This window comes from Faecalibacterium sp. AM43-5AT (assembly GCF_003603345.1).
Classification (GTDB): domain Bacteria; phylum Bacillota; class Clostridia; order Oscillospirales; family Ruminococcaceae; genus Faecalibacterium; species Faecalibacterium taiwanense.
This window is the reverse complement of sequence record NZ_QVGZ01000011.1, coordinates 76,301-88,598: the sequence shown is the minus strand read 5'-3', so window position 1 is coordinate 88,598 and position 12,298 is coordinate 76,301. Positions and strand designations below refer to the sequence as shown.

General features: G+C 48.9%; 15 protein-coding genes and 4 pseudogenes. All 19 read left to right on the top strand.

The features are described from left to right. Positions 1 to 44 precede the first annotated feature (44 nt). Positions 45 to 293 (top strand): annotated as a pseudogene (locus DW937_RS12110) (type IV secretory system conjugative DNA transfer family protein); the annotation flags it as partial. A 139-nt stretch (positions 294 to 432) separates the two neighbouring features. Continuing rightward, positions 433 to 561 (top strand): annotated as a pseudogene (locus tag DW937_RS12105) (Maff2 family protein); the annotation flags it as partial. Positions 562 to 818: 257 nt separating this feature from the next. Next, complete coding sequence (locus tag DW937_RS12100; protein WP_003533443.1) at positions 819 to 1,331, top strand: RNA polymerase sigma factor; 513 nt, start codon at positions 819 to 821, stop codon at positions 1,329 to 1,331. Continuing rightward, the gene (locus tag DW937_RS12095; RefSeq protein ID WP_005946129.1) at positions 1,324 to 2,028 is read left to right on the top strand and encodes a zf-HC2 domain-containing protein; all 705 of its coding nucleotides are present in this window, start codon (positions 1,324 to 1,326) and stop codon (positions 2,026 to 2,028) included. The genes DW937_RS12100 and DW937_RS12095 overlap by 8 nt, the downstream gene beginning before the upstream one ends. Positions 2,029 to 2,183: 155 nt before the next feature. Next, positions 2,184 to 2,642 carry a sigma factor-like helix-turn-helix DNA-binding protein gene (locus tag DW937_RS12085; RefSeq protein WP_120121072.1) on the top strand — a complete coding sequence of 153 codons (459 nt, stop codon included), beginning with the start codon at positions 2,184 to 2,186 and terminating at the stop codon, positions 2,640 to 2,642. Next, positions 2,620 to 2,817 carry a helix-turn-helix domain-containing protein gene (locus DW937_RS12080; protein ID WP_005921293.1) on the top strand — a complete coding sequence of 66 codons (198 nt, stop codon included), beginning with the start codon at positions 2,620 to 2,622 and terminating at the stop codon, positions 2,815 to 2,817. Before DW937_RS12085 ends, DW937_RS12080 begins: the two co-directional genes overlap by 23 nt. A 42-nt stretch (positions 2,818 to 2,859) precedes the next feature. After that, on the top strand, positions 2,860 to 3,285 hold the full coding sequence (locus DW937_RS12075) for a hypothetical protein (RefSeq protein WP_005921288.1): 426 nt from the start codon (positions 2,860 to 2,862) through the stop codon (positions 3,283 to 3,285). A 532-nt stretch (positions 3,286 to 3,817) separates the two neighbouring features. Beyond that, positions 3,818 to 4,213, top strand: a complete 396-nt coding sequence (locus DW937_RS12065; protein ID WP_097786374.1) for a mobilization protein — start codon at positions 3,818 to 3,820, stop codon at positions 4,211 to 4,213. Further along, the gene (locus DW937_RS12060) at positions 4,185 to 5,807 is read left to right on the top strand and encodes a relaxase/mobilization nuclease domain-containing protein (RefSeq protein WP_097786373.1); all 1,623 of its coding nucleotides are present in this window, start codon (positions 4,185 to 4,187) and stop codon (positions 5,805 to 5,807) included. The genes DW937_RS12065 and DW937_RS12060 overlap by 29 nt, the downstream gene beginning before the upstream one ends. Before the next feature lie 42 nt (positions 5,808 to 5,849). Then, positions 5,850 to 6,357, top strand: a pseudogene (locus DW937_RS12055) (DUF5720 family protein). A gap of 187 nt (positions 6,358 to 6,544) precedes the next feature. Continuing rightward, a complete protein-coding gene (locus DW937_RS15220) occupies positions 6,545 to 6,751 on the top strand; it encodes a hypothetical protein (protein WP_097786372.1) in 207 nt (68 codons plus the stop codon). Continuing rightward, positions 6,741 to 7,487, top strand: coding sequence for a phage replisome organizer N-terminal domain-containing protein (locus tag DW937_RS12045; protein ID WP_120121070.1), 747 nt, complete (start codon positions 6,741 to 6,743; stop codon positions 7,485 to 7,487). Before DW937_RS15220 ends, DW937_RS12045 begins: the two co-directional genes overlap by 11 nt. Continuing rightward, complete coding sequence (locus DW937_RS12040; RefSeq protein WP_097786547.1) at positions 7,484 to 8,326, top strand: ATP-binding protein; 843 nt, start codon at positions 7,484 to 7,486, stop codon at positions 8,324 to 8,326. Before DW937_RS12045 ends, DW937_RS12040 begins: the two co-directional genes overlap by 4 nt. Before the next feature lie 46 nt (positions 8,327 to 8,372). Next, positions 8,373 to 8,534, top strand: a complete 162-nt coding sequence (locus DW937_RS12035; RefSeq protein ID WP_223455438.1) for a transposon-encoded TnpW family protein — start codon at positions 8,373 to 8,375, stop codon at positions 8,532 to 8,534. Between the two features lie 110 nt (positions 8,535 to 8,644). Next, the gene (locus DW937_RS12030) at positions 8,645 to 10,258 is read left to right on the top strand and encodes a recombinase family protein (RefSeq protein ID WP_120121068.1); all 1,614 of its coding nucleotides are present in this window, start codon (positions 8,645 to 8,647) and stop codon (positions 10,256 to 10,258) included. Positions 10,259 to 10,343: 85 nt separating this feature from the next. Next, a pseudogene (locus DW937_RS15480) lies at positions 10,344 to 10,439 on the top strand (Maff2 family protein); the annotation flags it as partial. A gap of 141 nt (positions 10,440 to 10,580) precedes the next feature. Beyond that, on the top strand, positions 10,581 to 10,796 hold the full coding sequence (locus tag DW937_RS12020) for a Maff2 family mobile element protein (RefSeq protein WP_120121067.1): 216 nt from the start codon (positions 10,581 to 10,583) through the stop codon (positions 10,794 to 10,796). A gap of 59 nt (positions 10,797 to 10,855) precedes the next feature. Continuing rightward, complete coding sequence (locus DW937_RS12015; RefSeq protein ID WP_120121065.1) at positions 10,856 to 11,293, top strand: DUF4869 domain-containing protein; 438 nt, start codon at positions 10,856 to 10,858, stop codon at positions 11,291 to 11,293. Positions 11,294 to 11,305: 12 nt separating this feature from the next. Then, entirely contained in the window at positions 11,306 to 12,271 is a 966-nt protein-coding gene (locus DW937_RS12010; protein ID WP_120121064.1) for a translation initiation factor 2, read from the top strand. Positions 12,272 to 12,298 lie beyond the last annotated feature (27 nt).

Genomic DNA, 12,298 nt, shown 5'->3' with positions numbered 1-12,298 from the left:
ACGGGAAGGGTCTTTTCTTTTGCGAATTCATCACTTGACTTTACGGCAGGGAATTATTGAGCCGCGATGAAATAGCCGTGCTGGATGGCGGCAAGTGCATCCTGCAGCTGCGCGGTGTCAGACCTTTCCTTTCGGATAAATACGACCTGACGCAGCACCCAAATTACAAATATACATCCGATTATGACCCCAAGAACGCTCTTGACATCGAGAAGTTCTTAAACCGAAAAGAAAAAATCCACCCGGATGATGCCTTCATCATGGTGGATGCCGATTCACTCCCGCCCGCCTGACAAGACGAGCGGTTATTTTTTTGCCCATTGACCCAACAGGTACACCGGAAAATCAACCTTCGCCGTGGCTTTCGGCTTTTTGTAAACAGATTTCAGGTGTGTACAAGGTCGCTTTTTTCAAAACAAAGGAGATTTTACTATGGAATTCTTTAACAGTGCAGTGGACGTTCTGAAGACTCTGGTCGTGGCATTGGGTGCCGGTCTCGGCGTTTGGGGTGCCGTGAACCTCATGGAAGGCTACGGCGGCGATAATCCTTCCGCCAATGCTCATGTACGGTAGAGAAGCACAAAGCAAAACAAGGATAGCCAGCCCTGCCACTATTCCGAAGTCAGGGGAACGCAATAGAAAAATTTATAGCTGTATGCTATACTTAATTAGCATTTGAACATATCAAGCTGACACAGCAATCTCTTTACTTGCCGTTAATGCGCGTCTACCAATAGTCCGCACAAAGCAAGAGTAGCGTAAAGGTATAAAAATTTCAAACTTCTTTGTAACGAAATTCCGATTTCTCCGTCTAACCTATGAAGCTGAAGGAGGTGATGACAAGTATGGACTATGAAAAGCTCTATAAAGCCTACTATTTACAGGTATACTCGTATACTATTTCTCTTGCCAAAAATCGTGAGATAGCAGAGGAAATCACGCAGAACACATTCTATAAGGCTGTTTCTACAACATCACAATTCAAAGGTAAGTCAGATGAATTGACATGGCTCTGCTCCATAGCAAAAAACCTTTACCATGATGAAATGCGAAGCCGTCAGCGAGTAGCTGATGTGAGTGAAATCAATGACTTGCCATCAAATGAAAATGTTGAGAACTCAGTTGCAGATTCTGACATGGCGTTCCGCATACACCTCGTTCTTCACCGTTTGGAAGAACCATACAAAGAAGTCTTTCAGCTTCGCGTATTCGGGGAACTATCTTTTTCACAAATCGCTGCAATTTTTGGAAAAACAGAATCATGGGCGAGAGTTACTTATCATCGTGCAAAGCTAAAAATTCAAGAAAGGATGGATGAAAAGCATGAGTAAACAATGCGATATTGTTCGAGATATTCTTCCGCTGTATGTTGACGGTGCTTGCAGCGAAGCAAGCGCAGAGATGGTAAAAGAGCATTTGAACGCCTGTGCTGACTGTAACGCAATTTATCAGAAATTGCTTTCTCACACGAGCGAAGATGTTCTTCACGAAGAAAGCGAAAGCGTTATTATGCGCCATGAGGCAAAAGAAAAGCAGAGAGGCAGAAAAAAGATAACGATTGCTGTTCTCGTTTCCATCGCTCTTTGTATCATTGCAATTTTTACAGCTCTCTTTCTGTTACCTATAAACATTGCTTATGAGCCTGTCAAAATCGACTTCCCATTTGAGGTTGAAGATGTCGAAAACGTTGAAATGTACCACTATGACGGAGTGCCTGCATCAGCAGAAAAGAAAGTAGTTGTTGCTGAAAATGATATAAAGACCCTGTATGATAAGTTCAAGGGCTTATCCCTAAAAGACAAAACGACTGAGGAAACTGCCGGAGCAGATGTGACCAGCTTTAGATTTAACCTCTCAGATGGAACAAGCTACGATTTGATTTACGCCTGCTATGGGGTTAAAAACGGCGAATTGAAGTCAGCAGCAGGCGGTTTTAAGTATTTCACAAGTGCGGATATCGGCTCTTATTGGAACAATTTGAATACGGAACTTGAGGCAATTCCTATCAATGAGAGTGAATTGCCGTGAGCAGATAGCAAAACCAGCCGAGCCAGTCAACGGTCAAGATGAACGGGCTTCGCCCGCCGTTGACAGTCCCGCCCGTCTTTGCTGTTCGGCAATCAAGAGGGCGACAGCAATAAGCGCTGCCGCCCTCTGCCACTATCCAGAAAGGGGGATTTTCCATGACCGAACACGAAAAGTATCAAGAGCATATCCGGCACACGCATGATGCCCTTTGCAAAATCGTCATTCGCCACGCTGCCATAGACGCAGCCCGGAGCATACGGAGCCGCCGCAAGCGGGAAATCTCGCTTGAATATCTGATAGAAGAAAAACACTATCCATTCAGTACCACAGATAAATACTTTGCGGAGCAATCCGGCATGACCAGCTATCCGCTTTTCGTCTGTGGTCAGATGGTGCTTTTGGAAAGTCCAGAGCTTGCCGCAGCCCTGTCCGCACTATCACAGATGGAACAGGAAATCATTTTCTTGTACTACTTCCAACGATTGACGCATAGGGAGATTGGACGGAGATATGGACGGGCTGGCAACACAACCGGGCGGCGTATTCAGATGATTTTACGGCGGCTACGGGCAGAGTTGGAGGATTTGTCCTATGAGCCAGCTACTTCCCTATGAGACAATCGTTAAGGCAAGCGAGGGCGACCCGGAAGCTGTTGCCGCCGTCCTATCCCATTATGCGGGATATGTCCGCTCTTGTGCGAAAATGGACGGACAGATTAACACGGATATGCAGGAGCATATCGTCAGGCAACTGATAGAAAGCCTGTTGAAGTTCCGCTTTGACCGCTAAACAGAAAAGTTGTATAATTAGAGCCTGACAAATTAAACTTCAATGAGGGTAGAGCAAATGGAACAGATTATCAATTATAGAGACATACCCACAGATAAAAGGATTGACATATTAAATGCTCTTGAGCGAATAGGTTTTTTTCCGGCATACGGCGGCGTGAGAACAATGCAGCAAATTATGGAAAAGTCAGTTCCAGGTTCAGGCCCACAATTCTATTTCGTTTTCCGTGAAAATGAGTTGATAGGGTACAATTTTCTCATTGGGGACACTAAGAAATATAAAGCGTTCCCATGGCTTGCTATTAGCAATATGGATGAGCAGAAGTTGACTGTTTGTGAAGAACTGATGAAAATACAAATTGCCTTTTTTGAAGAACTCGGAATGCAAAAGATAGCAGATCATTGCGTTAGGATTATGGAAGATTACAGAAAAGGAATTGGAAAGCGGAAAGAAAGCGATTGCAGATAAATTCCATTTGAAAAACGGCTGACAATTTAATACCGCCGCCCATCACAGCGGCAGATAAGCAGTAAATCTTGAAAAGGTTTACTGCTTTTTTTGCGCCCATTTTCAAAAATCTTTGGCAAACCACACCGCCGGATTGTTGTAGGGAGCAGACAGGGAAAACAAAAAAATTTCCGTGCGTTTGCCAAAACGCCCCCTTTTCACCGTTGTAGTGGTGAACAGCGGGCAGAACACGCCGCCGCAATCGCTATATTGGTGGAGCAAGCCAGTATATCCGCAAACCAGAGTCGCCGAGGAAAGCGGTAGTTTTTTAGAGCAAGATTCTACCACGGTGCCAAAATTCGCTTATCGCTCCTTTTGCCCCGGTGGGAATCTTGTTGGGGAGTGCCTTCCCCAAACCCTGCTTATGCGGCTTACGCCGCTTGAAAATCTCCGCAAATTCTTTTCGGATTTTTTCAAAAACAGTTCCGCTGCACACCCCGTTTTTCTCCTATTAGTGAGCGGACACCACGCACAGAAAGGAGGTCAACCACCTATGAAACGATATAACACGCCCCACCGCAGCCGGGTAGTCAAGACCCGGCTGACCGATGAAGAATACGCCGACTTTACCGCCCGGCTTGCCCCTTATGGTATGAGCCAGTCTGAATTTATCCGGCAAGCCATTACACGGGCAACCATACGCCCCATTGTTACCGTTTCCCCGGTCAATGATGAATTGCTTGCCGCTGTCGGGAAGCTGACCGCCGAATATGGCAGGATCGGCGGCATCCTCAATCAGATTGCCCGGTATCTGAACGAATACGGTGTACCGTATAACGCCCTGTCCGGCGAAGTCAGAGTCGCCATTTCCGACCTTGCCGCCTTGAAGTTTGAAGTCTTGCAGAAAGTAGGTGAAGCTGTTGGCAACATTCAAACATATCAGCTCTAAAAATGCCGACTACGGAGCAGCCGAGCAGTACCTCACTTTTGAGCATGACGAGTTTACCATGAAGCCCACGCTGGACGAGAACGGGCGGCTTGTTCCCCGTGAGGACTACCGCCTTGCCACTCTGAACTGCGGCGGGGAAGATTTTGCCGTTGCCTGTATGCGCTCCAATCTCCGCTATGGCAAGAACCAAAAGCGGGAAGATGTGAAGTCCCACCACTACATCATCAGCTTTGACCCACGGGACGGAACGGACAACGGTCTGACCGTTGATAAGGCACAATCGCTGGGCGAGGAATTTTGCAAAACACAATTCCCCGGACACCAAGCCATTGTCTGTACCCACCCGGACGGGCACAATCACTCTGGCAACATTCATGTGCATATCGTCATAAACAGCTTGCGGATTGAAGCTGTCCCGCTTCTGCCCTACATGGACAGACCAGCGGACACAAAATGCGGCATGAAGCACCGCTGCACAGACGCAGCTATGGAATATTTCAAGTCCGAAGTCATGGAGATGTGCCACCGGGAAAATCTGTATCAGATTGACCTCTTGCATGGCAGTAAGAACCGAGTGACCGAGCGTGAATACTGGGCGCAGAAGAAAGGGCAGCTTGCCCTTGATAAAGCCAATGCCCCGATGATAGCGGACGGTATCACGCCCCGGCAGACGAAGTTTGAAACGGACAAGCAACGGCTACGGCAGACCATACGGAAAGCCCTTGACCGGGCGGGCAGCTTTGACGAGTTTGCCGCATTACTTCTCCGGGAAGGTGTAACCGTTAAGGAAAGCCGGGGGCGGCTGTCCTACCTTACCCCGGACAGGACCAAGCCTATCACAGCCCGGAAGCTGGGGGACGATTTTGACCGTACCGCCGTCCTTGCCCTTTTGGAGCAGAACGCCCACAGAGCCGCCGAACAGACCGCAGCCATACCCGAATACCCCGACAGCATTATGGAGCATTTACAGCGGAAAAAAGCCGCCAAAACCGCCCCGAAACAGGACGGATTACAGCGTATGGTTGACCGGGAAGCCAAGCGAGCCGAGGGCAAGGGCGCAGGCTATGACCGCTGGGCTTCCCTGCACAATCTCAAACAGATGGCGGCTACCCACAACTTTCTCATGGAAAACGAACTGCTTGACCTTGACAAGCTGGACGCAGCCGTGGAGAGCAGCCGGAAAGCCCTGTCCGAAGCGAGGGAAAGTCTGCGGGGCATTGAACAGAGCATTTCCGATAAGAAAAATCTGCGAAAGGTTGTCAGCGATTACCGCCGCACCCGCCCCGTCATTGACGTTCATAAAAAGCTGTCCGGGAAAAAGGCAGACCGCTATTACCAAGCCAACGAAGCGGATTTTATCATCTATGAAGCCACCCTGCGCCAGCTAAAGGTGCTTGCACCGGGGAAGAAGCTGCCAGCCATTTCAAAGCTGAATACAGAGATTGAAACCCTCATTTCCGAGAAAAACGCAGCTTACAACACCTACCGCACCGCCAAAGCCGAGCATGAGCAGCTTGCCACAGCCAAGCGGAACGCCGAGCAGATACTACACGGCACACCAAGCCGACAGAAGAAACAGGAACAGGAGCGATAAAACGCCCCGAATTGATACCGAATAAGAACAGGAGGACGCACCATGACATTCACAAGAAGTGAATTAGAAATGATTTACCAGTACGCCGCTACTGACCGGGCGGCTACCGTTGCGGGGCTTGCAGAGATTGTCCCCGTACTCAAAGACCCTCTCACAAAGGCAATCGTGAAAAACACCATTGACAAGCTGGAGAAAATCCCGGAGCCGGAGTGCAGCTGCTTTATCGCTGATATCAAAGCCCGTTTCCTTAAAGAACGGGACAACTCTATCCGGCGGCTTGCCGAAGCAAAGGCACAGGCGAAAGAGCCGATTATGCAGGGGCATGACCTTACGGGTTTTGAACGCTATCTGCCACAGAACCGGCACATGATTGTGGTTGATATTTTGAGCAATGACAGCCCCGTTGGGTACAAGGGGGATTTTCCTCTCTGACGAGGGCTACAAGAACGCAAAGGCAAGCGAACAGCGGGGAGAAGCCAAAATCCGTAGCCATGCCGCCGTATGCTGTGGAAGTCTGTACCCGGATAAAAAGCCGGGACGTGACCGTTAAAAACCGCCCCGAAATGATACCGAAACCATACAAAAGGCAGAGGGTATGCCATACCCTATCCGCAATACCCCTAACCTTTCCAACGGGGCTTACAGGGCAGATTTTCCCCGAAAATGATACCGGGAACATACAGATTTTGCCCCTGTCCCGTTACACCCGACCAAACCGAAGAAAGGAGCGTTTTTTCATGCCGAGAATGAGCAAGAAGCGGCGGCTGGAATGGGCGTTCTTCCTCAATGAGCGAAACCGCATTACTTTCAATGCCCTTTGCCGGGGCTGTACCCATGACTGCAAGCAGAGTTTTAGGGCTATCGTGGTACTCTGCCCCCGGTATTACTCAAAGAGATGGAAAGCCCGCCCCGCAGATAAGGAGAACCAAAATTATGTCAGATAACCGCAAATATTATTACCTCAAACTGAAAGAGAGCTATTTTGACGATGACGCTATCGTGCTGCTGGAAAGTATGCAGGACGGTATGCTGTATTCCAATATCCTCTTGAAGCTGTACTTAAAATCGCTGAAATACGGCGGGACTTTGCAGCTTGACGAGAATATCCCCTACACCGCCCAAATGATAGCCACCATTACCCGCCAGCAGGTCGGCACAGTTGAACGGGCTTTGCAAATCTTTATGAAGCTGGGGCTTGTCGAACCGCTGGACAACGGGGCTTTGTATATGAGCAATATCGAGCTTTTCATCGGTCAATCCTCTACCGAGGGGGAGCGCAAGCGCAGGGCAAGAATGAAGATTTCAGAGCAAAAACGGCTTAGTGGACAAGTGTCCGAAGCAAAAGCGGACATTTGTCCACCAGAGATAGAGATAAAGAAAGAGATAGATATAGAGATAGAAAAAGAGAGAGAGTTAAAACCGGGACGAGCCACCCCCGCCGCTTACGGCAGATACAAAAATGTGATTTTGACAGAGATGGAACTTTCCGAACTGCAAGCAGAACTGCCCGACAAGTGGGAGTATTACATTGACCGGCTATCCGGCTATATCGCTTCTACCGGGAAGAAATACAAGAACCATGCCGCCACTATCCGCAGATGGGCGGCTGACGATACCGCTAAAGCTGCCCCGAAAAAGGGCATACCCGATTACACCTACAAGGAGGGAGAAAGTCTATGAAGCCAGCTTTTGAAGATATGAATTTACAGATACCAGCAGCCACCGCCGAGCCGGAGGACTACACAGGTGAGGACGGTCTGCTCTACTGTGGCAAGTGCCGGACACCGAAAGAAGTCTATTTTCCGGCTGATAAAATCGCCCTGTTTGGGCGTGACCGCCACCCGTCAGAGTGTGACTGCCAGCGGGCGCAGCGCATGGAGCGTGAAGCCGCCGAACAGCAGAGAAAGCACCGGGACAAGGTAGAAGAACTGAAACGCCGGGGATTTACCGACCCGGCTATGCGGGAATGGACTTTTGCCAACGATAACGGCAGAAACCCGCAGATGAAAACCGCCCATTTCTATGTGGAGCATTGGGAGGACATGAAAGCCGGGAACATCGGTTATCTGCTCTGGGGCAGCGTCGGCACAGGCAAAAGCTACCTTGCTGGGTGCATTGCAAACGCCCTCATGGAGAAAGAAATCTCCGTAAAAATGACGAACTTTGCCATTATCCTGGGTGACCTTGCCGCCACCTTTGAGGGCAGGAACGAATATATTTCCAACCTCTGCCGCTATCCGCTGCTTATCCTTGATGATTTTGGAATGGAGCGTGGCACAGAGTACGGATTGGAGCAAGTCTACAATGTGATTGACAGTCGTTACCGAAGCGGCAAGCCGCTGATCGTCACGACCAACCTCACGCTTACCGAGTTACAGAACCCGCAGGACACGCCCCACGCCCGGATTTATGACCGACTGCTTGAAATGTGCGCCCCGGTCTGCTTCTCCGGCGAGAACTTCCGCAGGGAAAGCGCACAAAACAAGCTAAACCGCTTAAAGCAACTGATGAACGATTGAAAGGAGTTCGCCTATGACCGAGAAAAAAGAGCATATCAGACACGACATGAAAAGCACCGCACCCGCCGACTGCGTGACGGAAATCCGCATAGGGAACTCCGTCCTTGTGGTGTCCGGCTTTTTCAAGCAGAGTGCCACGGAAACCGCAGCCGACAAAATGGCTAAGGTGCTGGAAGCGGAAACCGCTACGCAAAAATCGGCAATATGACGGGCTGTAAAGAAGCATTTTTCACATTTTGCCGCTATACACGCCGCCCCGCTGTATGGTACAATCAAAGTACGGAATAGTGGGGCTGGCTGTCGGAAACGGAGGAAACCATGTTAAGACAGACAACCCAAAACCTTATTACCGCCCTTTATCCGAGATTATCCCATGAAGATGAACTGCAAGGAGAAAGCAACTCTATATCCAACCAAAAGCGCATTTTGGAAACCTACGCCAAGCAGAACGGCTTTACCAACCTCTGCTGGTACACGGATGACGGTTATAGTGGTGCGAACTTCCAAAGACCCGGATTTCAAGCCATGCTTGCAGACATTGAAGCCGGAAAAGTCGGCACAGTCATAGTCAAGGATATGTCACGTTTAGGGCGAAATTATCTCCAAGTGGGAATGTACACAGAAATGCTTTTCCCACAGAAAGGCGTCCGCTTTATCGCTATCAATGACGGAGTGGACAGCGCAATGGGCGACAACGATTTTACCCCGCTGCGTAATCTTTTCAACGAATGGATGGTGAGAGATACGAGCAAGAAAATCAAGGCAGTTAAGAAAGCAAAAGGTCTAAGCGGAAAGCCTGTTACCAGCAAGCCCGTGTACGGCTACCTCATGGACGATGACGAGAATTTCATCATTGACGAGGAAGCCGCCTCGGTAGTCAAGCAGATTTATCAGCTCTGCCTTGCCGGAAACGGGCCTACCAAGATAGCCCGTATGCTGACCGAGCAGCAAATCCCCACGCCGGGGACGCTGGAATACCAGCGCACAGGCAGCACACGCCGCTACCACCCCGGCTATGAATGTAAGTGGGCGACCAATACTGTTGTTCATCTTCTGGAAAACCGGGAGTACACAGGCTGTCTTGTGAATTTCAAGACGGAAAAACCATCCTACAAGATGAAGCACAGCGTAGACAATCCCATTGAGAAACAGGCGATTTTCGAGAACCACCATGAGCCAATCATCGACTTGCAGACGTGGGAACGGGTGCAGGAGTTACGCAAGCAGCGCAAACGCCCCAACCGCTACGATGATGTGGGCTTGTTCTCCGGCTTGCTGTTCTGCGCCGATTGCGGTCATGTGATGTACCAGCAGCGGTATCAGACCGACAAGAGAAAGCAGGATTGCTACATCTGCGGCAGCTATAAGAAGCGCACCGCCGACTGTACGGCGCACTTCATCCGCACCGACCTTTTGACGGCGGGTGTGCTGGACAATCTGCGGAAAGTGACCGCCTATGCACAGAAGCATGAAGCCCGGTTCGTGAAGCTGCTTATCCAGCAGAATGAAATGGGCGGCAAGAGGAAACAGGCGGCAGCCACGAAGCAGCTTGAACAGGTGCAGCGCCGGATTGCAGAACTTTCCCGCTACATCAAGCGTCTGTATGAGGACAATGTAAACGGGAAAATCAGTGATGAGCGTTTCATGGAAATGTCCGCAGACTACGAAGCCGAGCAGCGGGAACTGAAAGAGAAAGCCGCCGCATTGCAGGGCGAACTGGACAAGGCACAGGAAGCCACGGTAAACGCTGAAAAGTTTATGAACGTTGTCCGCAAGTACCTTTCTATCGAGGAACTGACCCACACCCTCTTGCGTGAAATGGTGGAGAAAATCGTTGTCTATGAATGTGAATATGACGAGAACGAAGTACGCCGCCAGCGCATTGATATTTATTACAGCTTTGTCGGCAAGATTGACTTGCCCGAAGAATAAGCCCGACCTATCCGACACCCTGCGCAAGTGTCTGATAGGAACGGCAAAATTTTTTACACTTCTATTACTTCTTTATCGCACATAAGCAAAGAGTCAGGGCATGAAGCAGCTGATGGCTGGCGGCGGCGTTGCCCTGATTGGCATCACTCTGGTGCCCCTGCTGAGCGGTCTGTTCGGCTGATCTTTCCCTCACCTGATTCACATTTTGACCCAAAAGTACACCAGCAAACCAGCTCTCGCCGCAGCTTGCGGCACAGTAACAAATAGATTTCAGGTGTGTACAAATTGTCAAAAATGCCTTATAATAAAAGGAGATATGCTTATGGAATTCTTTAACAGTGCAGTGGACATTCTGAAGACTCTGGTTGTGGCATTGGGTGCCGGTCTGGGCGTGTGGGGTGCCGTGAATCTGATGGAAGGCTACGGCGGTGATAACCCCTCGGCCAAGAGTCAGGGCATGAAACAGTTGATGGCTGGTGGCGGCGTTGCTTTGATCGGCATCACTCTGGTGCCCCTGCTGAGCGGTCTGTTCGGTTAAGAACATTGGACGGCATTTGCCGTCCTTACATATAAAACACCTAATGGAGTGAGATCAAGATGCTTAGCATTTATTTTGGTGATATGCCACAGGCTATTTATAACACCCCCACATATTTTAATAACGTATATTTGGATTCATGGTTGGAAGACACCTTGGATCAGAAAATGATTAAGGCAGTCGATAAGGGAGAAGTCTGCGGTCCCAATGCAGTTGAAACCAAAGCACTTGGACTCATCCCGCCGACAAAACTTTCTGGCGGTGTAAAAACATTGATGCTTATCCATAATCTCCCGGATAAAATTTTCAATGCGTCCAACTGCGGCAATAACTGTGCCCGCTGGATTTTAGAAATTGCCAAAAAACAGGATGTCACCATCAATCTCCGGCATATTATGGACTTTGGTGATCGAAGGCTGAAGATTAAGGTGCTGAACAATGGTCAGATCGTGGATAATATGGGCGATCTGGCTGAAATCGCAGCACGGTATGTATAAGGCGGTGTCAAAATGAAAGGTATTCATGAAGTGATCGTCCAAAACAACCGTGTGCAGTATAAGTTCTCCGTCCGCCGTAATCTAACGATTCTTCGAGGTGATAGTGCTACAGGAAAATCTACACTGATCGATTTGATTGCTCAGTATGTCCGGGACGGAGAAAACAGTGGCGTTGTGCTTCGCTGCGATAAAACTTGTACTGTTCTGACTTCAGACTTATGGGAGATGCGCCTATCTACAATCAAAGACAGCATTATTTTCATTGATGAGGACAACTCGTTTGCCGCCACCCATGAGTTTGCCGAAAAAGCCAAAAGCAGTGACAACTATTATGTGATCGTCATGCGAGAAAGTCTGCCACAGCTCCCCTACAGTGTAGATGAGATCTATACGCTGAAGAACCGGACAAAGGGATATGGGCAGATTAAGCGGCTATACACATCTTTTCAGCACATCTATGAAAAAAGTTCCTACAGTACGGCTGAAAAGAGACCCGATTATGTAATCGTTGAAGATTCGCATTCTGGGTATCAGTTTTTCAAAAAGATATTTGAGGATCAGTCGATTCTCTGTATTTCTGCACAGGGAAAATCGAATATCTGTGCGGAAATTGAAAAAACACCCGTTGGTAGTACCATTTTGATCATTGCCGATGGTGCCGCATTTGGACCAGAGATGGAAAAAACGCTTGCGCAGCGGCGCAAGCGTAACATCGTTCTGTTTTTGCCAGAATCCTTTGAATGGATGATATTGTCTGCTGGTTTGCTTTCGGACAGCGATATCAATCGGATTCTTAAAAATCCTGCCGACTCTATTGAGAGCAGCCTGTATTTCAGCTGGGAGAGATTCTTCACCAGCCTTTTGACTGAAAAAACAAAAGACACTTACTTGCAATACAATAAACGCGAACTGAACCCGACCTATTTACAGGACAAAGAGAAACGTGCAATTTTGAAACTTCTGCCGGAACATCAGTAATTTGAACTCAGAACCAATACAATGCAT

Excerpts from the sequence above, each read along its gene's own strand:
- DW937_RS12100 (WP_003533443.1), top strand. The coding sequence starts at position 819 with ATGAAGCTGAAGGAGGTGATGACAAGTATGGACTATGAAAAGCTCTAT.
- DW937_RS12095 (WP_005946129.1), top strand. The coding sequence starts at position 1,324 with ATGAGTAAACAATGCGATATTGTTCGAGATATTCTTCCGCTGTATGTT.
- DW937_RS12085 (WP_120121072.1), top strand. The coding sequence starts at position 2,184 with ATGACCGAACACGAAAAGTATCAAGAGCATATCCGGCACACGCATGAT.
- DW937_RS12080 (WP_005921293.1), top strand. The coding sequence starts at position 2,620 with ATGAGCCAGCTACTTCCCTATGAGACAATCGTTAAGGCAAGCGAGGGC.
- DW937_RS12075 (WP_005921288.1), top strand. The coding sequence starts at position 2,860 with ATGAGGGTAGAGCAAATGGAACAGATTATCAATTATAGAGACATACCC.
- DW937_RS12065 (WP_097786374.1), top strand. The coding sequence starts at position 3,818 with ATGAAACGATATAACACGCCCCACCGCAGCCGGGTAGTCAAGACCCGG.
- DW937_RS15220 (WP_097786372.1), top strand. The coding sequence starts at position 6,545 with ATGCCGAGAATGAGCAAGAAGCGGCGGCTGGAATGGGCGTTCTTCCTC.
- DW937_RS12045 (WP_120121070.1), top strand. The coding sequence starts at position 6,741 with ATGTCAGATAACCGCAAATATTATTACCTCAAACTGAAAGAGAGCTAT.
- DW937_RS12040 (WP_097786547.1), top strand. The coding sequence starts at position 7,484 with ATGAAGCCAGCTTTTGAAGATATGAATTTACAGATACCAGCAGCCACC.
- DW937_RS12035 (WP_223455438.1), top strand. The coding sequence starts at position 8,373 with ATGAAAAGCACCGCACCCGCCGACTGCGTGACGGAAATCCGCATAGGG.
- DW937_RS12030 (WP_120121068.1), top strand. The coding sequence starts at position 8,645 with ATGTTAAGACAGACAACCCAAAACCTTATTACCGCCCTTTATCCGAGA.
- DW937_RS12020 (WP_120121067.1), top strand. The coding sequence starts at position 10,581 with ATGGAATTCTTTAACAGTGCAGTGGACATTCTGAAGACTCTGGTTGTG.
- DW937_RS12015 (WP_120121065.1), top strand. The coding sequence starts at position 10,856 with ATGCTTAGCATTTATTTTGGTGATATGCCACAGGCTATTTATAACACC.
- DW937_RS12010 (WP_120121064.1), top strand. The coding sequence starts at position 11,306 with ATGAAAGGTATTCATGAAGTGATCGTCCAAAACAACCGTGTGCAGTAT.